We start from the raw sequence: 25,882 nt of genomic DNA on the forward strand, positions 1-25,882 counted from the left end.
AGATGTAGGGATGGCTGTCAAAAGCTGCGAATAGGAAAATATTTCTTCGTTAATTCATGGATTACGATTGTTTACTCCCTCTTTTTAACCTAAAATAAGGTAGGAACATCTTGGGTCTTTTTACCTGTTGGCTAGGGGGCACAACCTATGAATTCGCTGAGAGAGATCTTTACCAGTGACTTTAACACATTAGATAAGAGCTTGCAGGAACAAATCTATAGAGAATTCTACCTGCTCGTCTATCCGATGATTCAATTTATTCTAAGAGATCATTCCGCGGTAGAGGATATTATTCAAGAGTCATTTTTACGCGCGGTACAAAAGGCTTCCTTATTAACGGAGATTGATAAATGTGAGGGCTGGCTCAAAAGATTGGCTCGTAATGTGACATTGAACCATTTGCGAAAGCATCGGCGTAACCGAGATGAACTGGAGACAGAGACTGTATTCTCGGTGAAAGAAGCGGCTCCTGCTTCGGACTATGCGGTTTCACTCGATATGGAAGTGGAAATGAAGGTCATGCGAGAAGCGATTATTGCCTACATCAATCAATTAAGTCCTTCCTATCGGCAAATTATTGCGATGAAATGGATTCATAATTTGTCTTATAAAGAAATGGCGAATGAGCTCAGTGTAACGGAAGGTGTCGTCCGTCAGAGGCTGTTTCGGGCACGCGATGTGATTAAGCAGAAGCTGTTGGAGGAGTGGGGAGCAGGTAGTTAGCAAGTACGGAGTGGACCATTTGTTTGCTTGGGCACTCTGGCATATAATAGGGGCATAAGGTTGGAAGAGAAAAGGGGTAAATTGTATTGGGTATAAGCTTTGAGCAACTGCAGATTACACAGACATATGTAGATAAATTAACACAATTGGGGATTGGGGAGGCTACACCGATTCAAGCCGAAGGGATTCCTGTGCTCTTGGAAGGAAAAGATGCCATCATTCAATCCCAGACCGGCACGGGGAAAACGTTGGCTTATTTACTTCCGGCATTAGAGCGGATCGATCCCGCTGTGAAACAATTGCAAGTGCTTGTTGTCGTTCCGACAAGGGAACTGGGCATGCAAATCATGCAAGAAATTGAAAAGCTGACAAGCGGCGGTCCGATTCGTTCTCAATCGTTAATTGGCGGTGCAGCCGTGGCGAGACAGATTGAGAAACTGCGTCTTCACCCGCACATTGTCGTGGGTACGCCAGGGCGATTGCTAGAACTTATGAAAGTACGGAAGCTGACGCTGCACCATGTGAAAGTCGGTATTATTGATGAAGTGGACCAAGTATTTGAACTTGGGTCTATGCAAGATGTCGAGGCTGTGCTGAAAGGGATGCTGCGTTCCAGTCAAATGGTGTTCGTTTCTGCGACGATTCCGCCAAGCACGGAGCAAGCGGCAGGCCGGTGGTTGAAGAACCCGGTTATTATTAAGATCAACCCGACCCAACGAACGGCAGAGACTTTGGAGCATCACTATGTCGTGTGTCAGGAACGCGAGAAAATTGATACGCTGCGCCGACTCGTTCGGATGATTAAACCGAAATCTGCGATTGTGTTCATCAATGTGACGGATGATATCGCGCAAGTCGTGGCCAAGCTGCAATTTGTTGGGCTTTCGATAGAGGCGCTTTACGGCGAAGCCTCCAAGCAAGATCGTGCCAAAGTCATGGGGAACTTCCGTGATGGGAAGTTTCAATTGTTGCTGGCGACTGATGTTGCGGCCAGGGGTCTTGATATAGAAGGTGTAACACACGTCTTCCACTTGGATGTTGCCACGAATGCGGAGTATTACTTGCACCGTGTAGGTCGTACAGGTCGCATGGGTCGCGAGGGAACTTCCATCTCCATCGTGACAACGAAAGAACTTTTCATTATAGAAAAGTTTGAAAAGCAGCTCGGCATCACAATTGAGCCGAAATCGCTTTATGAGGGCCGGCTTGTCGACCCGGCCCAAGACCGCAGCGCGGCTGCCATGCGCAGCCGCCGTGAAGCGGCGCGCCCGAGCGGCGCACCTACGCGCGGCAGCTCCGCTGGCTCGCGCGATGCTGCCGCGCCAGCGGGTGCGGTTCGCGTCAGCGCCGCGACGCCGTCGGAGGCGCGCAGCCCGCGTGACGCTGCTCCGGCGAAGCCGGCAGCGGCGGGGGTCAAGCCTGCTGGCGGCGGCAAGGCCGTCAGCAAGGCGCAGCGTGAGCGCGATCGCAAGAGCAAGGGCGCTCCGCGTTGGTTGAAAGAAAAGCAGCAGAATAAGGAAGAGTAGCTCCTGCTGGAAGGAAATTTCATTATGCGGGGGGAACGCATGCTGAAAAAAATCATTGCGAGCATCGCAGCGCTAGCTCTCATCGTTGTGGTGCTGTTGTTCATCGTCATTCAATATGTGAAACCGACGGAGTCGCTGGATCTTACTTATCGTGAGATTTCGATAAGCAATAAGATTGCTGATATCATCCTATCGAGAAAGCTGGAAGTTCGCTTAACGGAAGATGATATCAATCAGTTGCTCAAAAAGCAGTTAGCTGATCATAGCACGCTGCCGCATGACTTTCGATTGGAAGGGGCCAAGCTGAACATGGCAGGTTCCTTGATCAATGCCGATGTGAATCTCAGATGGCAGAACAAGATACCGATTGGCGCGCATGCGATGTTTTTCCTGTCTTGGGAATCGCCGAACTTGGTTATCCAGCATCAAAGCACTCAGATCAAAAGCTTGCAGCTGCCCAGTGAATGGCTGCAGATGGCACCCGTTGAAATCCCGCTGCAATCGTATTTGCCCAAGTTAATTGGGATTAAGAATGTGGTGTTCGAGGACAAGGCTATCGTCGTTCAATTAAAGGCGTTACAATAAGCAAAAACCCTTCAATCCCACATGTGTGGAATTGAAGGGTTTTCTTGCAATATCAGAATTTATATGTTTGGGGTTGGTAAGCGAAGCTTACCCTTACTTATTCTGGAAATAGTCGATAAAATCGACTAACTCACCAGCAAAAGCGGGCTTGGGGCTGGAGTTAGTCGGAAAAATCGACTAACTCACCGGCAAAAGTGGTCCTGGGGCTGGAGTTAGTCGAAAAAATCGACTAACCCGCCAGCAAAAGTGGTTCTGGGCTCGAATTAGTCGGAAAAATCGACTAACTCACCAGCAAAAGTGGTCCTGGGGCTGGAGTTAGTCGGAAAAATCGACTATCTCACCAGTAAAAATGGTCCTGGGGCTGGAGTTAGTCGAAGAAATCGACTATTTCGATGAGTGCCTCCCACGTAGGATCCGACTTTAAGAGGACGCCGTAAGGTGCTTTTTTTATGCATTCTTTATGTATTCTTTATGCATTCGTTATGCATTCGTTCTGCGAATCGATCCCGAATGCAGCTCAGACACCCGCCATTTTCGAGAATACAAAATAATACCGAAAACCACACACATGGAGATCAATACAAACCAAATGGAGACCCCTAGATCGATGTGGTCCATCCCCCAACCTACGCCGAGCGGCAGAATCGAACCGCCTAAACCGCCTGCCGCGATGAGTGTGCTTGTGGTTTGTTCCGTTCGTCCTGGCAGCAGTTGATTAGCATAAATAAGTGCAACAGCGTACATCCCAGACATGAATAAGCCGAGAATAAGAATGACAGCGAAGCTGCTCCATAAATTTGAGCTAAATAACCAGAGCAATACGGTGAGTAAGCTGCCTGCAAATGACACGATTAAGTAGCGGTAGTACGTCATTTTCTCAGCAAGCACGCCTGCAAATAATCGGCCGACGACCATCGCGATCCAATACGCGGTAACGCCAAGCGTAGAGATCGAACTAGATGCGTTAAGCTGATCTTTGAAAATCGAAGGCAAGAAGTTAACGATTGTATTTTCCATCCCTACATATAAGAAGAAGACGACCATCAGTAGGCAAAGAAAGATGAGTGAACTCCGCGTTAACGCAGGAGCCTGCTCGGCTTGCTGTTTGCGGTCTGCTTTGTGTGCAAGTAATTCATCATGCTCACCTAAGGATAGCTTCGACCAAATGAGACCCGTAGCTAGTGCGCTTAATCCGAGCAGCATGAATGCATACCGCCACAGGCCGCCCGCGATGAGCAAGCTCGATACGACTGGCATGAAGAGAGCACCAAGACCAAAGAAGACTTCCAGCTTGCTGAATGCGATCGCTTGCTTTTCCTTCGCCGCCATTAACACAAAGGTGCTTATACTCGATTCGACAAGTCCGAACGCGATACCCGCAATGAACGTCAGGCCGATGACAAGTGTCCAAGGTGGCAGTAAAGCAATCAAGAGCATGGCAATGAAAAGCAAGCTGAACGCAAGCGTAATGGTGCTTCTACGGGAGATGCGTCGTATAAGAGAAGGCATGGCGAGCACACCAAGCAGAAAACCGCCGAACTGAAGGAAGACGAGCATCCCGCCGCCACTGTAGCTATGACCGTAATGGGACAGAAGTTCAGGCAACACGGCGCCAAAAATAACATGCGTACAGCCCGTTAACAGGTAGGATAAACAGCCCATAATTAATAATCGTTTCATCGAGCCCATCTTTCTGTACGTTCGGATTGAAGCTTCTCATTGTACGTCAATACGTGTGCGATCGCTTCTGCTACGGAGGCGACTTGATGAGCGGCATGCTGCTTCACATCGGGATGGGCTGTTTGCATCACGAAGCTATGCGGTGTTATGCCGAACATCGATACGTCATTAAACGAATCCCCGCAACATGCGATTTCTTCAGGTTGAAGACCGAGATGTTGAAGTAACTCTAATAACGAGCTGCCTTTGGATACTTGGTGTGGCATGATATCGAGGCAATCCTTGTCGGATAAATAGACGTCTAGGTGATTCCCGAGTTCTTTTTCAAGTAAAGCCTTAAGTGATAATAAGTTGTCAACTTGACCGAATAAGGAGAATTTGCAGACGGGGAACGCATCCACCAGGGATTTCTCTAAGTCACTCTTTAGGATAAAAGGGTGGAACATGCGCGCTTGAATCTCATCCGCTGCTGTATTCATGGCAGCAATATAGTTCGCGTCACCTGAACACACAAGCTGAACGGTGTCAGAAGATTGAAAGAGCCGGTATACCTTCAGCGCAATGGCGGGTTCGAAAAGCTTGGTTTGGAACAAGGTTCCATTATCCAAGTGGATAAAAGCTCCGTTTTGCGACACGGAATGTGCTTGATGGTTAATCTCTTGCAGAACTTGCTGCATTTCGCTGTTCATTCGGCCAGAAGCCAAACAGAGGTTGATTCCTGCTTCTTTCACTTGTTGAAGCGCCTCAATCTCCCGCGTCGTCACTTTCTTATCATGATCCAGCAAGGTGCCGTCTAAATCGCTGACGATAAGTTTAATCATGGTGGTCATCTCCTCCTGCTAGTACAATTTCAACATCATGGGCTAGTAACGTTTCCTTCATTTCCTCACTGAGCGCTTGATCGGTCACCAAGAGATCAATTTGGTCAAACCCAACAACACGATGAAACATCCGCTTGCCAAATTTGGAATGATCTGCGAGAACAATCACTTGATCGGCATGCCCCATCATTGCTCGGACCATGTAGCAGTCTTCCTCATCAGGCGCAGAAAGTCCATCCTCCGTAATTCCGCACGTACCAATGAACAGCTTGTCGACATGATAGTCGTTTAACATTTCAATGGCTTTGGCGCCGTATACGCGATGATGTTTATTATCCAACACACCGCCGAGCATATGAATCGTTACCCCGTCTTTGCGTGTGAGAACGGCGGCCGTTTCAATGGAGCTGGTGACGACAATATTAGGCTTGGAAGTCAGCGCCGATGCTGCTTGCAGAACCGTCGTAGACGCATCCATCATAAGGTAATCGCCATCCTGCACGAGTGCCGCGGCTGTTCGCCCAATGGTCAGCTTCGAGGAAGATTCTTCTTGGAGCCGTTGATCGTAGTTGCCGACTTCTTTAGAAAGTGTAGGAAGAATAGCGCCTCCACGCGTACGAACGATGGAACCTTGTTCTTCCAACTTGACCATATCGCGTCTTGCAGTATCCCGTGATACATCGTATAGCTCGCAGATGAGATCTACGGATATACGCTTATTTGATTTTAAGTAGTCAAGAATGGAAATAAGTCGTTCTTCTTGAAACAAAGGTGTTCACCTCCTTGACTTAAGTATTTATAAGCGATTATAAGTATAAAACTTATTCTAATGGAAAATTAAGTGCATTTCAATATGTTGACAAAAGAAAAAACGCAGCTCTCGTTAGGGAGAGTGCGTTTTTCGCTTTCGTTATTTAACCGCCGCTTTTTTTCGCGTCTGCACATAGCTTGGATAGGTGAGTTCGCCGGCGTCTAACTTCCGGATTTCTTCTTCATTCCAGCCAGTAATTTTATTGTTGGCCGTGATGCCCGTTAATTTGATTTGATAATGTGCGGCCAAATACGCTTGAAGATTGCTCATTTCGGCAGGCGTTATTTCTCTGAGCTTCATTTTGCCATGAAGCTGACCTAAGATGACGCCGATGGATTCAGCGGCAAGACTGGTGTTCGGTTGAATGCGTGTGCTTCCATAAGCGATCGCGGATGATCCGACATTTTTCCCAGCGGCAAGGACATTTTCATAATTTTTAAGCAAAAAGCTGCGGAGCGGCATGCCGTATTTATCGGGGCGGCCCATTTCAATGCCCCATTTGTTGGCAGAGGTCCCTTGCAGATCAAGCGGGTAGCCGCCAATGCTGACATTGTCCCAGAACATTGTGCCCGCGAGAAGGTCGGACGGTTTCAACGTATAGTCCATCTCATAATGATTATACTCGCGAACGTACGGATAGGTTGGCAGCTCGCCGAGTTCTGCTTTTTCCCAGCCTGGCAGCGTTTTGCGGAAATGTTGAAGAATCAGTGCTGTTTCTTTCGTACCTAAATTAACCGCTTCTTGCACTGACGCTGGTTTGGCTGGATCTATGGTATACACCAGCAATGCGTTAATCAAAACCTCGCCATCACGCTGATTGACCGCATTCAGCCCGCGTAAGAAGACGCGATCATTGGATGGGTGATACGCTTTCGTCATCCCGCTCAATCCAATAGCAAAGCTGTCACTGACACTGCCTCCGCCAAATTGTTTGGATCGATCTTCAGGCTTCAGGCCATTAAACGTCGAATTGAATTTCTTCCAATCCACGTTCTTGAACTTCATCATCATGCCTGCACTCATGTATTCGATCTCTTTCTGACCGTAGAACTTCTCCAGCCCAGGAAGGCGTTTGACTTCCAAGCGACTGAGCAGTGCGGCGAAATCGCTGTTGTCTACCCAATAGGAAGCGGTAATCTTTTTGATTTCACTTTTGTCTGTGCGGTAGGTGATCGAAGGGATCTTGTGCATGTAATCAGGTGTCTGAATTTGCTCCACGTCTTGGATGGTGATGCCAGACTCTATCGGGATATCTTTGCTTAATTTATTCATATAGGTAGTAAATTCCGAAAGCTTGCGGATCTTCGCATTGCGGAAGCCGTCGAATAATTCTTTGGCCCGCCCCTGCACAAGAAGTTGCCCGTGCTCATCGCGCGTTTCATCCAGAAACAGCATTTGACTTTGCAGAATTTGCCCGCCGAAAGCTTGATGAGGGTCGAGGATTTTGACTTTTAGCCCTTCGTCCGCGGCTGCTCTTGCCAGATAAAGACCTTCAAGCTCGCTCCCGATGACCACAACATCAACATGTTCGGTCGGATAGGCGGATGCAATGGCATTTTCATTTTTCGGCTCCTGAACGGAAGGTACGGGTTCCACGGTTGCAATGGGCGTATCTTGATGCGTGCCAGATGAGGTCGTCGTACTTACAGTAACGCTGCCTTGTTTGAACCAAATCTTGCTGAACGATAAGCCAGAAACAAGGATTAGGAGGAAAGCCAAAGCAATAACGAGCTGAACTCGTGGATTTCGTAAGCGCATACAAAAGCTCCTTTTAGCGTTAGACTATATGAAGTAATTTTATCAGTTTCAGGGGGGATTTAATAGATGTTGAGAAAGAAGTTAAAAAGTTTTCTGAACACCACCCCCAAAAACTGACAAGCTATGGCGAATCCTTGTAGCATAACCAGGAACCCTTCGCGAAGGCTCCATATCATGATGTAACCAATCATATGAATAAGGGAGAGATTTTGAGATGAAAAACAATCTTATGAAAAAAGTAGTAGCAACTGGACTTGTACTTACAATGGTAATGGGCGGCGGCGCTGCTGCATTTGCTCATGGCAATGATAAAAATGACAATAAAGGCTTTTCAAATAACTTTAACCAAAAAGGTTCTTTCAAAGGCAACACAAACATCACAATCAACATCAACTTCAATGATATGAAAAATGCAGAATGGGCTATGCGCTACATTGCAAGCTTAGCTTCCAAACGCGTATTCGAAGGATATGAAGATGGCTCGTTCAAACCAGAAAAAACAGTTACTCGCATCGAGGCCATTACGGCTGCGGTTCGTTTGATGGGTCTGCGTGAGCAAGCAGAATCCGATGCTGAGAAAGCAACGAAATTGAATTTTAAAGATGCCGACAAAGTTCCTGCTTGGGCAGTAGGTTACGTGGCAGTAGCACTTGAGAACGACTTGTTCACAGAAAGCGACGACAGCGTGAAGCCGAACGAAGAAGCTAACCGTCTATGGGCGACAACGCTTTTGGTTAAAGCTTTGAAATTGAATGCAGAAGCGAAAGCGCAAATGACAGCAACGCTTACTTTTAAAGATGCGAAAAAAGTTCCTGCTGGTTCCGTAGGTTATGTGAAAGTAGCTGTCGATAAAGGTCTAGTTAATGGCTTTGAAGACAACACTTTCCGCCCAGAGCAAAACGTAACACGTGCACAACTTGCTGCCTTGTTAGATCGTACAAGCGAGCAATTGCCTGGTCAAGATCAAAACACGAGCACAGGAACAGTTAGTACAGCTGTTTACAACAATGTTCTTGGCGTGACTTCTAATGGTACTGTAACGAACTACAACTTGCACCCAGATGTATTCGTTCTACGTAACGGTGTGAAAGTAGCCCCATCCCAAATTGCTGTTGGTGACACAGTTAAACTTCGTAAATATGAAGACACTGTTGTGTTCATAGAAGTGACTGGAACGGCTCCTGTTAGCACAAACTTTGATGTTGTGGGCATTTTGAGCGCAACAACGATCAATGCACAAGGTAAAATTGCAACAATCACGTTAACTCAAAACATCAACGGTGTGGATCAATCCACTGTTTATAATGTAGGTGCGAACTTCACGTTGACAGGTAACCTTGCAAACTTCTCTACAGGTCATGTGGTTGAGCTTAAAGGTTCCAACCAAGCTGTTACAACTATCGACGTAAAATAAGAAAGTAGAAATAGAAAAAGGTTAGCTTCAATAAGCTCCTGGCTGCGATCAGCTAGGGGCTTATTGTTCGTGATGGCAGCCTTGCATAAGTTGGAAAGTGAATAGACAAACTATCCGATATCTTGGAAGGAGTGGATGGAGGATGGAAGAAAGTTTGTTAACGACATTTAAGCGTTATTATGCCGATTACAGAGAGGCTGAGGGCGTTGATGAAAGCTTCAGTGATGCGTACCAGGCCATCGCTTATCATGTCATTAATCAGACGGAGCATTACGTGCAAGAGGGCAATCTGGGAGAAATTCAGAATTTGATTCGTGAATTTAAGGAACTCGGGCTGTCTATTGGTCCTAGCAATGATTCGATTAAGGAGCAATTTGAATTAGAGCTTGTTGAGCAAGTACTTAGTGAGTATTGAAAAAATGATTGAAAAGTTATTGAATAATTTAGCACTTGCAACCGTTGGATGGATTATGCTATATTGTAATTCCGACCGCGAAAGCGGACGGCAATTACTGTGGCGATCGTGGCGAAGGGGTTAACGCACCGGTTTGTGGATCCGGCATTCGTGGGTTCAAGTCCCATCGGTCGCCCTCTGATTTTAATAAATCTCATTTATCTTATGCGGTCGTGGTGGAACGGCAGACACACCATCTTGAGGGGGTGGCGCTCACAAGGCGTGAGGGTTCAAATCCCTCCGACCGCATCCCAGCTTTACAATGCTGAAAGCCTTGAAATAAAGGCTTTTTTTGTTTTTCTTGTTAGTAAATACGTTAAAGGCACTCCAAGCTAAATGGAAGTGCCTTTAATCATTTGTAAAGTTGCTATTACTTATTCATTTGTTTTCAAGCACGGACTCTACTTTTAAAAGATGTTGCATCATACGATCTGAGGCGAGTGTTTCGTTTTGGGCGCGGATGGCTTCATAGATGCCGATATGCTCTTCAAGCAGCTGTTGGCCTGAGGCCAACTCCGAAAAAAACCACAGTCTGCGGGAATCGCCCATGCTTTCCTGCATTCGCTTCGTGAGGCTGTCCATCATTTGAATGAAGAGCGAATTATGCGAAGCTTTGGCGATCAGCAAATGAAATTCAAGATCCGCCTCTTCAGACGCCTTCTCGTCTTCCAGCACCTCGTGCATGCGGGCAATCGTCTGCTCGAAGTGCTCCAGTTCAGCTTTCGTCCGGCGTTTGGCAGCCAATGCAGCGCAGCCGGATTCAATATATTTACGGATTTCCAGCACTTCCTGAATGGACTCTTTACGATGGAAAAAATCGCCGGATTCCAGCGGTGTTTCGGTCGGCAGCACTTTGCTTACGAAGGTGCCTCCGCCGTGGCGAATGTCAAGCCAACCCATAGCCTTCAAGGCGCTGAGAGCTTCGCGGATCGTTGAACGGCCAACGTTGAAGCCTGCAGCCAAATCAACAACGGAAGGTAGACGATACCCCGGCTCGTATTCGCCGGACTCGATTCGCTGCTTCAGTTGTTCCTGGACGATGTCCGAGCCTTTTTGAGGCTTAATGGACTGAAAGGATGATGACATGCCGTACCTCCTAATCTTTCTGTGGGTCCCCGGAAAGTAAATGGATATATACATCTATTCAATCATACGATATAATACTTGAAAAGTCATCAGATGACCTGCCCACTTTTATTTGATCATGTTGAGAGGAGCTTTGCCATGTTAGCTGAATCCATTCGCCAGCAACTTCGCCAAATTGTTGGAGAGGCTTGGTTTAAAGATGATCCTGAAGCGTTAGTCACACACTCCTACGATGCTACCCCCATGGTGCAAAATTTGCCGGACGGCGTAATATATCCACATACACGAGAACATGTATCCGAGATCCTTAAGCTTGCGAACGAGCATCGGATTCCGATTGTCGGCCGAGGTGCCGGCAGCAATCTTTGCGGCGGGACGGTTGCCACCGAGGGCGGAATCATTATGGTGATGAATCGGATGAACAAGCTGATCGAGATTGATCAAGAAAATCTCACGGCAACGTTTCAGCCAGGACTCAATACAAAGGAGTTCCACTTGGCCGTTGAGGCGCTCGGTTTATTTTATCCTCCAGATCCAAGCAGCATGGTGATTTCAACGCTTGGCGGAAACATTATGGAGTGCGCAGGCGGTCTGAGAGGGCTGAAGTACGGCACAACGAAGGACTATGTAATCGGGCTTGAAGCCGTACTTCCTTCTGGCGAGATTATTCGCACTGGCGGCAAATTGTATAAAGATGTAGCCGGCTACGATTTGACGAAGCTGCTCGTTGGTTCGGAAGGAACGCTTGCAATCATTACGGAAGCGACAGTGAAACTGTTGCCTGCTCCTAAATATAAGAAAACGATGCTAGCGATGTACAAGGATATTTATGCCGCGGCGAAAACCGTTTCCGCCATTATCGGTCATCAAATCATTCCGGCAACGCTAGAATTTATCGATAATCCAACTCTTCGCGTTGTTGAAGCTTTTAACAAAATTGGATTGCCGCTCGATATGGAAGCTGTGCTGTTAATCGAGCAAGACGGTAATGACATGGTGCAAGTCGAACGTGACATCGAAGCGATGACGCGGATTTGCCATGAGCAAGGAGCTGCGGACGTGAAGATCGCTAGCAGCGCGGAGGAAGCGACGAAGCTGATGATGGCGCGCCGAAGTGCCTTGTCAACGTTAGCCCGAATTCGTCCAACGACGATTCTCGAAGATGCGACGGTGCCGCGCTCGAAAATCGCCGATATGGTTATTGAAATCAACAAAATTGCTAAGAAATATAATGTGCAAATTTGTACATTCGGGCACGCTGGAGACGGCAACTTACATCCGACTTGTACGACGGACGCACGTGACAAGGATGAGATTCATCGTGTGGAGCAAGCGTTTGAGGAAATTTTCGATGCGGCCATTCGAATGGGCGGCACGATTACTGGTGAGCACGGCGTCGGCATGATGAAGGCGCCTTACTTGGAATGGAAGGTCGGCGAAGCGGGCATTGAATTGATGAAAGGGATCAAGCGTGCGTTTGATCCGAACAACATCATGAATCCCGGGAAAATTTTCGCAAAAGAATCCCGTAAAAGGCTGGTGGTTCAGCGATGAGTGAAACGTCCATTAAGCCGAAGCTGGCTTCAACTAGTGTGAATCCTTTGGCAGAGCGCTTGAAGCTCACACTGAACTACGATGAACTGAGCAACTGCATTCGCTGCGGCTTTTGTCAACCATCCTGTCCGACGTTCAAAGAGACGGGTATAGAAGCCGCGTCCCCACGTGGACGTCTTGCGCTTATGAAAGCAGTCGTCGACGATCTTATGGTGCCTGACGAGGCGTTTCGCGAGCAGATGGATTTATGCTTAGGCTGCCGCGCTTGTGAGCCTGTTTGCCCGGCTGACGTTAAGTACGGGCAGCTGCTAGAGCAGACACGAGATGCTATCGAAAAGCATACCGAGCACCGCTGGTGGGTAAAACCAATACGCAACGCAGTTTTCAAGCAGTTGTTCCCGAACCAGAAGAGAATGCGCTTGCTAGGCTCTGCGCTCCGTATTTATCAGCGCTTCGGCATCCAAGGATTGGTGCAAAAATCCGGATTTATGAAGCTTCTGCCAGACACAATGAGTCAAATGGAACGCATTCTGCCAGAGGCTTCCGCCAAGGGCGTTATCGAGCAGCTCGGTACATACGTGCCAGCGAGCGGCGGCAGGAAGCCTATCGCTACAGTCGGAATGTTCCGTGGCTGTATTATGGATGTGCTGTTCACAGAGACGAATATTAACACCGTCAAGCTGCTGTCTGAAGCGGGCTTTGATGTCGTCATTCCAGAGGCGCAGAATTGCTGCGGAGCGCTGCATGCGCACAGTGGAGAATTGGATCAAGCGCGGGAGCTGGCGAAGAAAAACGTCGATGCATTCCGAACCGCAGGTGTTGATTATATCATCTCCAATGCAGGAGGCTGCGGCGCATTACTGGTCGAGTACGGGCATCTCCTGCATGATGATCCTGAATATGCGGAAGCGGCTTTGAACTTTGCCGAGAATGTGAAAGACGTTAGCCAGATGTTGATGGAAAAAGGCAACATTCCGCAGTTCGCCGTTAAGGAAAACGGCTCAGGTCATGAGCGTGTCGCAGTCACGTATCAAGATTCCTGTCACCTGCGTAATGTCATGAAAGCCGGTAACGCGCCGCGCGATCTTATGAACCGAATCGAAGGGGCTCGATTGGTTGAACTTCAGGGAGCTGACCGCTGCTGCGGCTCGGCGGGTATTTATAATCTAGTCCAACCTCAAATGTCAATGGACATTCTTGATCATAAGATGGAGCATGTCAAGCAGACTCAGGCCCACTACCTGCTGACGAGCAACCCAGGCTGCTTGCTGCAGATGAAGCTGGGCATCGAGCGTGAGCAGATGTCCGAGCAGATGAAGGCTGTGCATATCGTGGATTTTTTATATGAAAATTTGGTGAAATAAGGAATACGGATCTTGTATTTTCGCCTAATTATACGTATGATGAAGGTGATTTTAGCACAGATAATCTAAGGTGAGCAGGGAACCTATATGTCTATAAATGATAATATTTTGATCAAAATTCGCGAGATGAAAGACAGTTTAACTCCCGTGGAGAAGCTGGTCGCTGAGTATATTCTAGACAATGTGGACGAGATTCCACATCTATCGATTAATAGTCTTGCTAAGCTAACGAAAACGAGTGATGCTTCCGTCCTTCGCTTCTGCAAAACGATGGGATATAAAGGGTACCGCAACTTCATTGTGAGTATTTCAGCCTCTCTGGGGTCGATGGATGAAGAACAGAAGGACCAATACACAGATATTCAACCAGGCGATGATCTCTCTACCATTATCTCGAACATCTCACATAACAATAGTAAATCCATTGAAGACACGCTAAGTGTGATTGATAAAAATGAGATCGCCCGCGCGGTCCAAGTGTTACGTGAATGCAACCGGATCGTGTTCTTCGGTATAGGTGCGTCTGGCTTGGTAGGGATGGACGCAGAGCAGAAATTTTCAAGAATTAATAAAATGTGCCATACGTATACAGACGGCCACAGCCAACTAACTGCCGCAACGCTGCTGGGGAAGAGTGATGTCGCGATTTTTATTTCCAATTCGGGCAGCACGATTGAAATTCTGGATACATTGGAAATTGCCAAGAAAAACGGAGCCACCATTATCGCCATCACGAAGTATAATAAAAGCGCATTAGCCGATAATGCGAATATCGTGCTCAGCATTTCGACTCCCGAGGTGACCATTCGTAGTGGAGCGATGGGCTCGCGCATTGCGATGTTGACGGTCATTGATATTCTTTTTGCAGGCGTAGCGAGCAGCGAGTATAAGCATGTGAAGAAATTTTTGGCCAAAACACACGACATTATTGCAAGCAGTAAGCATAGAAAATAAGCTTTGAGATATACTAACGGCGTCCTGCTTAGGCGCCGTTTTTTGTCGAAAAATAAGAAATAAAAAATCAGTTATTTGTTTCATGATAAAATAAAATTTCAAAAAGTATTGACCAAAATGAAATTTTCCGTTAACATTAGACCAGTAAGAGAGAGTAAGCAAGGCAGGAGGACAGCTATGGATGAGTATCTATCGGGTTTAACTACGGAAGAGATTAACGAGAAGACACAGACGATTGATGAATGTACAACAGAACAAATGCTTCGGATGATGAATGAACAAGATGCTTTGGTTCCAGCAGCAGTCGGAGCTGAAATACCGCAGATTATGAAAGCGGTTGATATTTTGCATGGAGTTCTCAGAAACGGTGGCAGAATGTTCTACGTAGGAGCTGGTTCTTCTGGCAGACTCGGTGTGCTTGATGCATCTGAATGTCCTCCAACCTTTGGCATTGATCCATTGATGGTGCAAGGCCATATCGCTGGTGGCGATGGCGCATTGCGAACAGCAGTGGAAGGTTTTGAAGACAACGCTGAGGAGGGGGTCGCCCTCATTGAACGATGCGGAGTGACAGATAAGGATGCGGTAATTGGGATTACGGCCAGCGGAAGTGCGCAGTTTGTTATAGCTTGCCTAAAGAAGGCAAAAGAAATTGGTGCTGCCACGATTGGGGTCGTAAATAACAAGAATTCTAAGTTGGTAGCTGTTACTGATGTATGCATCGCGCCAGTGGTTGGGCCGGAAGTAATTATGGGATCTACTCGTCTGAAGGCGGGTACAGCACAGAAGCTGGTCCTTAACATGCTGACAACCGGAACAATGGTTAAGCTTGGAAAGACGTATAACAATCTCATGGTTGACATGAAGGCTAGTAATATCAAGTTGTACGATCGCTCTGTTCGCATTATTCGGATAGCGACAGGGGTGGATGAAGCTACAGCAATTGCTCATCTAGAGAAAGCATCCATGAACTGCAAACTTGCCATTATGATGATTAAAACTGGCATGGAAGTGAAGGAAGCAGAAGAAGCATTAACACAGTGTGAGGGTAGTTTAAAGAGGGCCATACGTACTTATGTTCAAGTTGTGTAAATAACTGAAATTATTAGGAGGTCTATTTATTATGAAAAGTAAAATGCCCGTATTAGCTTCTGTTGTAGCATTATCGATGATGGCTTTAACAGCTTGTGGTGGTTCAGGTACAAAAGAATCAACTACACCTGCAGGTACAGCGGCTCCAGCTGCTACTGCCAGCACTGCCAAAGATACCATCACGGCTTTGCTTCCACCGGTTTCACCGAACTACCAAAAGAATTTTGAGCAAATGTCCAAGGATTTCACGGCCTTGTATCCGAATCTGACGTTGAAAATCGAACCAGCTAGCTGGGAAGATGTGAAACAAAAGTTGGATACACAAGTGAATGCAGGAAGCCCGCCGGATATCGCTTTCGGAGGATCTGACAGCATTCCGAAGTATATCGAGCAAGGCTTGTTGATGGATATTACGGGTACAGCAACGCCTGATATGGTGAACGATTTCGATAAAGCTCCTCTTGAATATATGAAGAACGGCAAGGGATTGTACGGCTTCCCAGCGTATATGGAAGTTCATGCACTTGGCGGTAACAAAGAGTTCTTAGAGAAGGCCGGTATTGACTGGAAAAAAGTACAGACAAACGGTTGGACATACGATGAATTCCGTCAAGCGATCAAAAAAGGCGTTGTCACTGAAAACGGTAAAACAAGATATGGTTTTGTTTTCGCTGTAAAAGGTGTAGCAGCAGTCGATTACCTAGGTATTATGGCCAAAAATGCAGGCATGCCGCATGCGTTTAATAAAGACTTGAAATATGCGTATACTAGCAAAAACTACCTTGGTTTGCTGAAAGATCTTCGTGCATTGATCGATGATGGTTCTATGCCGAAAGAGCTTAGCTCCGTGGATGCGGGTAAACGTTGGAATATGTTCTTAACGGCTCAAACGATGATCACAGGTAAAGGTCTTGCAACTTTCGAGAACTCTGCGAAAGCGAATAACGCTAAGATTAAAGCTGCTGATGGTTCCGCAGTGAAAGACAGTGTGCCAGTTGACTATATCGTATTGCCAGCTCCTACATTCCAAGGTGCGAAGCCTTCTGCCGCTACGGTTGTTGATGGTTACATGGCATTCCGCGGTAAAAAGGAGCCGACTGCAGAGCATAAAGCGAATGTCGTGAAAGCGGCTTACTTCCTAGCTAGCGGTAAGGTTGCAGCAACAACGAACAATGATTTGTTCGCAGCACACATCACGCAAAGCGGTAAAAAAGAAGCAGCAAACATGAAAATTGACAGAAACCCTGACAACGTTGCTGCTGTAGAGAATATGCTTAAAAACGCAACACCAGCTCGTTCAGACATTCCTTCTGATTTGTCTGCTAAAGCGATCAAAATAGAAACAGAAGTTATCGTTCCTAAATTCCAAGGTCTAATCGCAGGTGAGGTTACACCTGAAGCGATGTATGAAGCTGTTAAAACTGCTGCCATTGCGGCCTTCGGCGCTGACGGAATCGTGAAAGACTAAGAATAGGGTATAAACCTCGGATAGTCGGGCAGAACATTGCCCGGCTATCCGAACTATTTTAAGCAAGTTGTGAAAAGAGGGTTGAATCGGATGGCATTAATGGCGAAGTCGATAAAGCGAAAAGGAATTAAGGGAGAAGGCACCTGGGGATATATCTTTATTGCTGTGTCTTTAGTTGTGTTTGCCATGTTCACAGCTTACCCGGTCGTAAGCGCGTTTATCATTAGTCTACAAAAATATAAACCACTGGGCTCTACCTATGTCGGCTTGGATAACTACGCGAGTACATTGAAAGATGCTCTGTTCTGGAAGGCTATGAAAAATACGCTGGTCTATACCGTATTGACCGTACCTGTAAACCTGATTCTTTCGATGGCCATTGCTGTGTTGATTCTGCCGCTTAGAAAGAAAACACAATCCTTTTTCAAAGGGATTTACTATTTGCCCGTTGTGGCTTCAGGTGTTGCTTTATCCGTCGTATGGCTTTGGATTTTCGATCCTTTAGAGGGCGGAATTTTAAACCAACTTATTCATTTCTTTGGTTTTCAGAATCAGAACTGGCTAGGTTCCAGTAAAACAGCAATGTTCTCTTTGGTGTTCATGTCCTGGATGTCCAGTCATGGTACCAGCATTATTATTTATTTAGCAGGTTTGCTCGGCATTGATGATACGTATTATGAAGCAGCAGAAATGGATGGCGCGAATTTCCTTCAAAAGCTGTGGTATATCGTAGTTCCTAGCCTTAAACCAGCAACGTTGTTCCTGCTAGTAACAGGTGTAATCGGTTCCTTCCAAGTATTCCAGAACGCTTACCTAATGACAGGCGGCGGTCCTAACAATTCGACGACAATGGTAGGGTTACTTATCTTCAACAGCGCATTTACGTATTTCGAATTTGGCAAAGCAGCGGCACAATCTCTCATTCTAGCCGTTATTATAGCAGGCGTATCCGTTATTCAATTTAAATATGCGGGTAAAGACGTCGAGTATTAAGAAAGGGGATATAAAATGTCTTTATATAGCAATCATGCTGGCAATCCAAAGGTTAAAAAAATCCGCAATTCAGTCATTTTTATCGTCCTTCTTCTTTTTGCTCTGGCGACGATTTTCCCGATTTATTTCATGGTCATATCTGCACTCGGAGATCCCGTTGAAGCCGGTGCGGTTAGTTATTCCATTTTTCCATCAAAAGTCTCGTTCGCTTCCTTCAAATTCTTCTTTGATTATAGCGAATACTCCTATCGCTGGTTAGTGAATTCACTGATCGTGGCTTCGACAGTAACGGTTTCTAATGTCATTTTCGCCAGCATGGCGGGGTACGCTTTTTCTAAACTTCGCTTCAAAGGTAGAGGCGTGTTGTTTGGGATATTATTGATGTCCATGATGATTCCCTATCAAGTGACACAAGTTCCCTTGTACATTCTAGTTGTGAATGTGTTTGATCTGCAAGATACGTACAGTGCCTTGATTATGCCTGGACTTGTTACGGTGTATAACATCTTCTTGGCGAAGCAATTCATGAGCAGCATCCCGAACGAAATTATGGAAAGTGCCAAAATTGAAGGATGCAGCCAGTTCACCATTTATGCTCGTATTATTCTGCCATTATCCAAAACAGTTTTAGCCGTTATGGCGATTCTAACCTTTATGGACAGCTGGAATACGTTCTTCTGGCCGCTGCTTGTTACCAACACGATGGAAATGCAGACGATTCAGGTGGGGCTCAAAAACTTCCGATTCGCGAATACAACTTACATCGCTCCGATGATGGCTGGTGCTACGATTTCAGCATTACCTATGTTTATTCTGTTCTTTAGCCTACAAAGATACTTCTTAGAAGGTGTAACTGTAGGTGCGGTAAAAGGATAGGAGAAATCTAGGGGAGGTCGCGGCAGCATGCTTGTAACTTGGGACGAGCAATATCGGCAGGCAATTATTGCTTTATGGAATGAAGAAGCCGTGAAAGATGGTTATAAAGAGCTTTCAGAGATAAGTTTTGATCACATCTTTGTTAAGAATCCACATTTTGATCCAGATTGTACCTTCGTTCTTCTTGCAGGTGATCAGGTTATTGGCTTCGCCTGCGGGTGTACGGGGGAGAATCTTCCCCTTGGTGAGATAGCAGGGTATATTACGTGTATCGTGTTAGCGAGCGGTTTTGCGACGGATGATAACTATTTAAACCTGTTAAATGCGTTGGAAGACAGGTTTAAAGATTTGGGTAAAAAGCAAGCGGATATTCTCTTTTTCAATCCGATGTTATTGCCGTGGTATATCCCAGACACACCCAAGCATGAGCACAACAATGCACCCGGTGTCTCTGTAGATAGCAAACTGTACACGTTCTTGCTGGGCGCAGGCTACGTCGAACGTGCCAAGCAATGTGCGATGTATCTCCCTTTGTCAGGGTTCAAGATTCCTGATGAAATCAGAGCAAAAGAAGCGAAAGCGTGCGCCCAAGGGTATACGATTGATATGTTCGACCCGGGTAAGCACGTTGGCGTGGAAGATATGCTGAAGGGTTTTGCGAATCCGTTATGGCAAAAGGAAATTGGAGCATCCACGGCAAGTGGTGTGCCCGTTGTCATTGCAGCCTACCAAGGGAAGACGGTTGGATTTGCGGGACCAGTTATTCGACAAGAGAACGGCCGCGGCTATTTTGCTGGAATCGGTGTGCTTCCTGACCATGAGGGTCATGGCTTAGGCAGTCTTTTATTTTTTAAGTTATGCGAAGCATTTCAGGAAATTGGGACCGATTACATGTCGCTTTATACAGGTATGTCGAACCCAGCTATCCGCATCTATGAACGGGCAGGTTTTCAAACTGTGAAACTTTTTGCTGTCATGAGAAGGGAGTTTGCATAATGAGCGAACCAAAGATGACTATACTAGCTATTGGAGGTCACGTAGGAGATGCCGAATTAACGGCAGGCGGCGTACTCGCCCACCACGCTCTGAAAGGTGATCGCATTGTTACGTTAGCGTTAACTGCGGGAGAACGTGGCGTTCCTGCTGGCCAAGACATGAAGGAATATCGTGTGCAAAAAGTGAATGAGGCTCGAACTTTTGCTGAGATGTTGGGCGGGGAATCCATCGTCTTTGACATTCCGGACGGTGAACTGCAAGATAGCGATGAAATGCGCTACCGCGTGTGTGATGTGATTCGCGACGTACGTCCGAATGTGATCATCACCCATTTTAAAAACAGCATGCATAAGGATCATATGACCACTCACCGTATTGTGAACGATGCGCGATTCTTCGCAGGGTTATCCTCATTTGAGAGGGAAAAACCAGCTCACTTTGCTCCGAAACTGTATTATGCCGAAAACTGGGAGGATGCCGTCGACTATCGTCCTTACGTTTATGTCGATTTCCCTAAAGAGGCGTTTGATCTATGGGTGAAGGCAGTTTCGACACACTGGTTCGTGACAGGCAGCAAATCGTTTCAATACTTGGAGTATTACAAGCATCTGATGCGTGTACGCGGCCTTGAAGCGAGAAAAGAATATGCGCAGACGTTCATGGTTCCAGAAGAAACGATGCGAATTCGTCAATCGGAATTATAAAACTACATGATAAAAAAATACCAAATGACTGTAACGAGACGTGTAGCTTGTTGCAGTCATTTTTAAAATATAAGAAAGTATGAGTTTCACTCTTATATAACGCTTATATTCTGGATAAACGCTCCCATCCTGAAAGGATGGCGTAGCCGTTTATTTTGAATCAAGGCGAGTTTTGGGGAGGCAGCGATGATCTTAAATGGTATCGATTGTATAGAACGGTATGCGCACTTATTCGAAGGGAAACGCGTAGGGCTGATTACTGCACCTACGGGATTAAATAAGGATTTTGTATCGACCATACAAATCATTCATGAAAAGTTTAATTTGGTCGCCTTGTTTTCGCCAGAGCATGGTGTTCGTGGGGATTTAGCAGCAGGTGCGCTGGTTGACACGTATTTGGATCCGTTGACGGGAATTCCCGTCTATAGCTTGTATCGGAAAGATTCCAAACGGCTGACACAGGACATGCTGGATGAGGTCGACATCGTCGTTTACGATATCCAAGATGTAGGAACCCGCTATTATACGTTCATTTATACAATGCTTTATGCTTTAGAAGATTGTGCCCAGGCTGGCAAAGAATTTGTCGTGCTAGACCGCATCAATCCGCTGGATGGTGTTACGGTAGAAGGTAATGTGCTTAAAAGCGGGTTCGAATCCTTTGTCGGCAACTATCCGCTCAGTGTTCGATATGGACTGACGCCTGGAGAGGTCGCGATGATGGCGAATGATGAAAAGCAGTGGCACGGGAAGCTGCATGTCGTACGCTGTGAAGGCTGGGAGCGAAATATGCTGTTCCCGATAACGGGACGACCATGGATTATGCCTTCCATTGGCATTCCTCGATTTGAGACAGCGCTGCTATATCCCGGCACTTGTATCATTGAAGGAACGAATCTATCGGAAGGCAGAGGCACGACAGTCCCGTTTGAGATCGTCGGGGCTCCATTTATTGATGCGCAGCAGTTAGCGGATGAAATGAATGCGAAGAAGCTGCCAGGCGTCGTGTTCCGTCCTGTTTATTTTAAGCCTTCATTTTCCAAATTTCAGGGAGAGCAGTGCGCAGGCGTGCAAATTCACGTGCTCGACAACCGTGCGGTTCGCCCGATTGATGTTGGCGTTACGTTGATGTTCACGATTAAGTATAATTATGAGCAATTTTCATTTTTGCCTCCTTTTAAAGAGGGCTCAAGGCCCTTTATTGATTTACTTGGCGGCGATAGCCACTACCGAGCGAATGAGGTTGATGTTCCGGTTATGTTGGAACAATTCCGTGAGGAAAGCAGAGAATTTAATAGAAGAAAGCAGCCATATCATCTGTACTAGAGCGCATCAGGAGGTGACGTTAGCATGAAGAAATTTGCAGTGGGACTTGATGGTGGAGGTACGAAAACCGCCGTAACTATCGTTGATGAGAGCGGAAATGTGGTTCATAGCTTTACTTCAGGGGCCATTAACTATAATGGACAGGACGAGGCAAGTGTGGGGGCCAGTTTAGAGGAAATCTTTCGTACAATTGCAAGCGTGTGCGGCGGGCTTATGCATTGCGCGCAAGTGTGCATTGGGGCGGCTGGTGTCAGCAATCCAACGGTCAAGACCCGTTTGGAGTCCAGCGTTCGAGCATGTGGCTACGAGGGAGGACTGCTCATAACCGGTGATCAAGATACTGCACTTTGCGGTGCGCATAATGCAGAACTTGGGATCATTCTGATCGCAGGTACTGGTTCTATTTGTTACGGGAAAAATGAAAGGGGTGACACGCATCGTGCTGGCGGTTACGGTTACCTCATTGATGATGAGGGCAGCGGCTACAGTATCGGGAGGGATCTGCTTGCTGCCCTCGTGCGTGCTCATGATGGACGATTGTCAGAGACTGTGATTGCAAGCATGGTGTATGAGCAACTAGGAATGACATCTATTCAGCAAGTCATTGGGTTTGTTTACGATAAACAGACGAATAAAAAGGATATCGCTGCACTGGCCCCTATTTTATCTAAGGCTTGCGAGCTTGGTGATAAAGCGGCACTGGCTATTGCTGAGAATAGTGCGCATTCCTTGCTCGAACTGGTTGTACCGGTCGCGGAGAAATTAGCGATGCAAGACGGCATACTGGCGATAGCTGGGAGCGTTCTGCTGAAAAACAACTTTATCCAGAAAGCGTTTATCGAGGGGCTAAAAGGACGTTTTCCGGCTATGACCTGTATAACACCTAAGAGAGATGCCGCTAGCGGCGCCGCCCAAATGGCGCTTAACCGTTTGCAGTGATAATGTAACGAGGGAAGGTATGGAGCATGAGAGAAATACATGAGATGTCGCTGCAGGAAAAGATCGGACAGATGCTTCTTTGCGGTTTTGAAGGCATAGAACCGTCTGCAGAGTTAGAAGCCTTAATTGCACAACAGCGCATCGGCGGTGTTATTTATTTTGCACGGAATGTAGCGAATACCAAGCAAGTTGCTGAGTTATCGGGCAGTCTGCAAGCAATTGCAGAGCGAAATGGTACGTTACCGCTATGGATTTCCATTGATCAGGAGGGCGGCATGGTGGCCCGCATTACCGAAGGGGTTGCTCTTATGCCGGGCTCTATGGCGTTGGCTGCCGGGCATGCAGGTCCGGAGGGAGCTTATGAAGCGGCCTTTATTTCGGGTACAGAGCTGCGTTCGCTCGGTATCAATCTAAACTTTGCACCGGATCTGGATGTGAACAACAATCCGGATAATCCGGTTATTGGCGTGCGCTCGTTTGGCGAGTCGCCAAAGTTAGTCGCCCAGTACGGCAGCCAAGCTATACGGGGCTTCCAAGATGCGAACGTCGTTGCAACCGCCAAGCACTTTCCCGGTCATGGGGACACGAATACGGACTCGCATTTGGATTTGCCGACGATTACGCATGATGAAGAGCGGATTCGCGCTGTGGAGCTAGTACCTTTCGTAGAAGCCATCCAGGGCGGTGTTGATGCGATCATGTCATCTCACATTTATTTCCCAGCTTTAGAACCTAGCAAGCTGCCTGTTACGCTTTCCAAGGCTGTTCTGACGGGCTTGCTTCGAGAGGAGCTTGGCTATGATGGCGTTATCATGACCGATTGCATGGAGATGAACGCGATCTCCGAGCACTACGGTACGGTTGCCGCTGCCGTCATGGCGGTTGAAGCCGGCGCTGATCTCGTGTTAATCAGCCACCGTCGCGACCTCCAGGTCGGTGCCCTAGCGGCGATCGAGCAAGCTGTGCGCGAAGGACGTATTGGCGAAGCACAAATCGATGCTTCGGTCCGCCGCCTCCTCGCGCTAAAAGCGCGCCGCGGGGTCATCGCGGAGCAGCCTCGTGCTACAGCTGCGCTTGAGGTCGGAACCGCGGCGCATTGCGCGGTCGCTCAGCGGCTTAGCGAAGCGAGCATCACGCTCGTCAAGGACGAGGGGCAGCTGCTGCCGCTGCCGCGCGTGCGAACGCTGGCGATCACCGTGGCCGCAGCTGTTTCGTCGGGCGTCGACGAAGCGTATGCGGGTGTCGCAAGCTTGGGCGCTGCGCTGGCCGAGCACGGCTTGGACGTGATCGATCGCGTGCTTCCGCTTGCGGACGTGAGCGATCGTCGCCCCTCCGTGCTTGCGGAGGCAGCAGCTGCGGAGCAGATCGTCATCGGGACGTATAACGCCCGATTCCATCCAGCGCAAGTCGAGCTGGTGCGCGAATTGCAAAAGCTCAACAAGCCGCTTGTCGTTGTCGCGCTGCGCGTGCCGTACGATCTGCTGGAGTTTCCAGACGTATCGACGTTTATCGCTGCGTACGAAAGCCGACCATTGGCGCTGCAGAGCACGGCACGTTCACTGCTTGGCCTTTTAACGCCGCAAGGCCGTTTACCAGTAGCACTTGGCGCTGATTATCCAGCAGGCTGGAGATGGGAAGAGGGACAATAAAGTTCCGCTGAGTGAAGGGAGCTTCAGGATCGTGGCTAATTTAGATATCGCAAAGATAAGCTTTTTCATGGAACAGGAAATAGAGGCAGGACATCTACCTGGTGCGGTCCTTTATATCGCTCATAGGGGGAAGGAACTGCTGAAGCATGCTTATGGGAGTAGAGTAATCTACCCAGAAGCGGCTCCGATGAGAACAGACACGGTTTTTGACCTGGCTTCACTGACCAAGGTTATAGCAACATTGCCAGCGGTTCTTCAAATGATGGATCAAGGTAAACTTTCATTGGCTGATCCGATCGGGGGCTTTTTGCCGCAATTTCGTAACCAACAAGATGAACCTATTCGAATCGTACATCTGCTGACACATGCCTCAGGGCTTAGGGCGGATATTCCGGGCATACGAAGGTTGTTGCATCTATCCCGGGATGAGCTGGTGGAACTTATCTTACATGAACAACCGCTCCATCCCCCGGGTACTAAGGTTGTGTATAGTGATTTGGGTATGATATTGCTCGGCCTCATCATTGAATCCGTGAGTGGTGAAGCGTTAAACACTTATCTTCGTCGCGAGCTGTTTAATCCGCTGGAGATGTCCGAAACAGGTTTTTGCCCGACCTTCGAGGGTACACGCTATGCGGTTACTGAGTTCTCGGAACAGCGCCAAGCGTACAAGTCAGGCATTGTGCACGATGAAAAAGCAGAGATCATGCATGGCGAAAGCGGTCACGCTGGGCTATTCTCCACGGTTCACGATCTGGCGAATTATGCTGAAATGATCCGGCAGAAAGGCGTCTATAAGAGGCGGCGAATCCTTACTAGCGCAGCTACCCAGCTGGCATCCCGTAACTTTACACCTTATGACCAAGAACCTCGAGGTCTCGGCTGGTTGCTTAGAAATCCGCGAAGCTTCTGGTTCGGCGGCGATTATGTATCCGAGCAATCATTCGGGCATACTGGGTTTACAGGTACTAGTCTTTTGTTCGATCCTGAGCGGGATTTGCAAATCATATTGCTCACCAATCGGGTTCATTTCGGTCGAACCGAACATATCTTGCAGCTTCGCCCGAGGCTGCACAATCTCATTCTTTCTCAATTAGATTAGTTTTGGA

Annotated in this window: 23 protein-coding genes and 2 tRNA genes; 20 read left to right on the forward strand and 5 right to left on the reverse strand. The window is 47.4% G+C overall.

What is annotated here, in order from left to right; genetic code table 11:
• Positions 1-147: 147 nt before the first annotated feature.
• From MJB10_RS06265 to MJB10_RS06275, 3 genes are all read left to right on the forward strand, one after another.
• The gene (locus MJB10_RS06265) at positions 148-723 is read left to right on the forward strand and encodes an RNA polymerase sigma factor (RefSeq protein ID WP_314802666.1); all 576 of its coding nucleotides are present in this window, start codon (positions 148-150) and stop codon (positions 721-723) included.
• An 86-nt stretch (positions 724-809) separates the two neighbouring features.
• Positions 810-2,249, forward strand: coding sequence for a DEAD/DEAH box helicase (locus MJB10_RS06270; RefSeq protein ID WP_314802668.1), 1,440 nt, complete (start codon positions 810-812; stop codon positions 2,247-2,249).
• A gap of 39 nt (positions 2,250-2,288) precedes the next feature.
• Complete coding sequence (locus MJB10_RS06275; protein ID WP_314802670.1) at positions 2,289-2,834, forward strand: hypothetical protein; 546 nt, start codon at positions 2,289-2,291, stop codon at positions 2,832-2,834.
• Between the two features lie 480 nt (positions 2,835-3,314).
• Here the strand turns inward: MJB10_RS06275 and MJB10_RS06280 are convergent, their stop codons facing one another.
• The 4 genes from MJB10_RS06280 to MJB10_RS06295 form a co-directional block, all read right to left on the reverse strand.
• A complete protein-coding gene (locus tag MJB10_RS06280) occupies positions 3,315-4,514 on the reverse strand; it encodes an MFS transporter (RefSeq protein WP_314802672.1) in 1,200 nt (399 codons plus the stop codon).
• Complete coding sequence (locus tag MJB10_RS06285) at positions 4,511-5,335, reverse strand: HAD family hydrolase (RefSeq protein ID WP_314802673.1); 825 nt, start codon at positions 5,333-5,335, stop codon at positions 4,511-4,513. Before MJB10_RS06285 ends, MJB10_RS06280 begins: the two co-directional genes overlap by 4 nt.
• Complete coding sequence (locus MJB10_RS06290; RefSeq protein WP_314802675.1) at positions 5,328-6,104, reverse strand: DeoR/GlpR family DNA-binding transcription regulator; 777 nt, start codon at positions 6,102-6,104, stop codon at positions 5,328-5,330. Before MJB10_RS06290 ends, MJB10_RS06285 begins: the two co-directional genes overlap by 8 nt.
• Before the next feature lie 141 nt (positions 6,105-6,245).
• Positions 6,246-7,904, reverse strand: coding sequence for an FAD-dependent oxidoreductase (locus MJB10_RS06295; RefSeq protein ID WP_314802677.1), 1,659 nt, complete (start codon positions 7,902-7,904; stop codon positions 6,246-6,248).
• Positions 7,905-8,118: 214 nt separating this feature from the next.
• On the opposite strand from MJB10_RS06295, the gene MJB10_RS06300 reads away from it, so the two are divergent.
• From MJB10_RS06300 to MJB10_RS06315, 4 genes are all read left to right on the forward strand, one after another.
• Positions 8,119-9,318, forward strand: a complete 1,200-nt coding sequence (locus MJB10_RS06300; RefSeq protein WP_314802678.1) for an S-layer homology domain-containing protein — start codon at positions 8,119-8,121, stop codon at positions 9,316-9,318.
• A 142-nt stretch (positions 9,319-9,460) separates the two neighbouring features.
• Positions 9,461-9,733, forward strand: coding sequence for a hypothetical protein (locus MJB10_RS06305; RefSeq protein ID WP_314802680.1), 273 nt, complete (start codon positions 9,461-9,463; stop codon positions 9,731-9,733).
• A gap of 102 nt (positions 9,734-9,835) precedes the next feature.
• A tRNA-His gene (locus tag MJB10_RS06310) sits at positions 9,836-9,908 on the forward strand.
• Positions 9,909-9,939: 31 nt separating this feature from the next.
• A tRNA-Leu gene (locus MJB10_RS06315) sits at positions 9,940-10,021 on the forward strand.
• A gap of 129 nt (positions 10,022-10,150) precedes the next feature.
• Here the strand turns inward: MJB10_RS06315 and MJB10_RS06320 are convergent.
• On the reverse strand, positions 10,151-10,858 hold the full coding sequence (locus MJB10_RS06320; protein WP_314802682.1) for a FadR/GntR family transcriptional regulator: 708 nt from the start codon (positions 10,856-10,858) through the stop codon (positions 10,151-10,153).
• A 138-nt stretch (positions 10,859-10,996) separates the two neighbouring features.
• Here MJB10_RS06320 and MJB10_RS06325 point away from each other — a divergent pair, with 138 nt between their 5' ends.
• The 13 genes from MJB10_RS06325 to MJB10_RS06385 all read left to right on the forward strand — a co-directional run bounded on the left by MJB10_RS06325 (position 10,997) and on the right by MJB10_RS06385 (position 25,875).
• Positions 10,997-12,412, forward strand: coding sequence for an FAD-binding oxidoreductase (locus MJB10_RS06325; protein ID WP_314802683.1), 1,416 nt, complete (start codon positions 10,997-10,999; stop codon positions 12,410-12,412).
• Positions 12,409-13,776: a (Fe-S)-binding protein gene (locus MJB10_RS06330; RefSeq protein WP_314802685.1), complete on the forward strand. Its 1,368-nt coding sequence runs from the start codon at positions 12,409-12,411 to the stop codon at positions 13,774-13,776. The genes MJB10_RS06325 and MJB10_RS06330 overlap by 4 nt, the downstream gene beginning before the upstream one ends.
• An 87-nt stretch (positions 13,777-13,863) precedes the next feature.
• A complete protein-coding gene (locus tag MJB10_RS06335; protein WP_314802687.1) occupies positions 13,864-14,730 on the forward strand; it encodes a MurR/RpiR family transcriptional regulator in 867 nt (288 codons plus the stop codon).
• Between the two features lie 177 nt (positions 14,731-14,907).
• Positions 14,908-15,822 (forward strand): N-acetylmuramic acid 6-phosphate etherase, encoded by a 915-nt coding sequence (gene murQ, locus MJB10_RS06340; RefSeq protein ID WP_314802689.1) that lies wholly within the window; start codon positions 14,908-14,910, stop codon positions 15,820-15,822.
• A gap of 31 nt (positions 15,823-15,853) precedes the next feature.
• Positions 15,854-17,290 carry an ABC transporter substrate-binding protein gene (locus MJB10_RS06345; protein ID WP_314802691.1) on the forward strand — a complete coding sequence of 479 codons (1,437 nt, stop codon included), beginning with the start codon at positions 15,854-15,856 and terminating at the stop codon, positions 17,288-17,290.
• Between the two features lie 90 nt (positions 17,291-17,380).
• Positions 17,381-18,283 (forward strand): carbohydrate ABC transporter permease, encoded by a 903-nt coding sequence (locus tag MJB10_RS06350; RefSeq protein WP_314802693.1) that lies wholly within the window; start codon positions 17,381-17,383, stop codon positions 18,281-18,283.
• A gap of 15 nt (positions 18,284-18,298) precedes the next feature.
• Positions 18,299-19,159 carry a carbohydrate ABC transporter permease gene (locus MJB10_RS06355; protein WP_314802695.1) on the forward strand — a complete coding sequence of 287 codons (861 nt, stop codon included), beginning with the start codon at positions 18,299-18,301 and terminating at the stop codon, positions 19,157-19,159.
• 27 nt (positions 19,160-19,186) lie between these two features.
• Complete coding sequence (locus MJB10_RS06360) at positions 19,187-20,155, forward strand: GNAT family N-acetyltransferase (RefSeq protein WP_314802697.1); 969 nt, start codon at positions 19,187-19,189, stop codon at positions 20,153-20,155.
• The gene (locus MJB10_RS06365; protein ID WP_314802699.1) at positions 20,155-20,859 is read left to right on the forward strand and encodes a PIG-L deacetylase family protein; all 705 of its coding nucleotides are present in this window, start codon (positions 20,155-20,157) and stop codon (positions 20,857-20,859) included. Before MJB10_RS06360 ends, MJB10_RS06365 begins: the two co-directional genes overlap by 1 nt.
• A 186-nt stretch (positions 20,860-21,045) precedes the next feature.
• Positions 21,046-22,185: an exo-beta-N-acetylmuramidase NamZ family protein gene (locus MJB10_RS06370; RefSeq protein ID WP_314802701.1), complete on the forward strand. Its 1,140-nt coding sequence runs from the start codon at positions 21,046-21,048 to the stop codon at positions 22,183-22,185.
• Between the two features lie 24 nt (positions 22,186-22,209).
• Positions 22,210-23,124 carry an N-acetylglucosamine kinase gene (locus tag MJB10_RS06375; RefSeq protein WP_314802702.1) on the forward strand — a complete coding sequence of 305 codons (915 nt, stop codon included), beginning with the start codon at positions 22,210-22,212 and terminating at the stop codon, positions 23,122-23,124.
• A gap of 26 nt (positions 23,125-23,150) precedes the next feature.
• On the forward strand, positions 23,151-24,773 hold the full coding sequence (gene nagZ / locus MJB10_RS06380) for a beta-N-acetylhexosaminidase (RefSeq protein WP_314802704.1): 1,623 nt from the start codon (positions 23,151-23,153) through the stop codon (positions 24,771-24,773).
• A gap of 31 nt (positions 24,774-24,804) precedes the next feature.
• On the forward strand, positions 24,805-25,875 hold the full coding sequence (locus tag MJB10_RS06385) for a serine hydrolase domain-containing protein (protein ID WP_314802706.1): 1,071 nt from the start codon (positions 24,805-24,807) through the stop codon (positions 25,873-25,875).
• The last annotated feature ends 7 nt before the right edge of the window (positions 25,876-25,882 follow it).

This window comes from Paenibacillus sp. MBLB1832, assembly GCF_032271945.1.
GTDB classification, from domain to species: domain Bacteria; phylum Bacillota; class Bacilli; order Paenibacillales; family NBRC-103111; genus Paenibacillus_E; species Paenibacillus_E roseopurpureus.